This is a genomic window from Streptomyces sp. NRRL F-2664, assembly GCF_000719345.1.
GTDB lineage: Bacteria > Actinomycetota > Actinomycetes > Streptomycetales > Streptomycetaceae > Streptomyces.
Map to the genome: position 1 here is coordinate 1 of NZ_JOFX01000620.1, position 226 is coordinate 226.

Annotated in this window: 1 protein-coding gene; it reads left to right on the forward strand. The window is 76.5% G+C overall.

All coding sequences use genetic code 11. The features are described 5' to 3' along the window. Positions 1-226 (forward strand): hypothetical protein (locus IF89_RS40415; protein ID WP_043195239.1); only part of this gene is annotated, 226 nt, incomplete at both ends.

Below are 226 nucleotides of genomic sequence, written 5' to 3' on the forward strand. Positions count from 1 at the left end.
GGGGCTGGAGTACGGGCGGCCGCTGGCCGGACACGGCCCCGTCGTCACCAAGGTCGCCTCGCCCCTCGGCGCGGTGACCGAGATCGCCTACGAGGAGATTCCCGGATCGCCCGTGCCGGCGCTGGCTGCGACCCGCCTGCGCACCCTCGACGACCGCGGTGAGCTGGCCGCGCCCGAGCAGCGGATGAACGTCTGGGCCGAGGGGGGCCGCGCCTACACCGGGGCG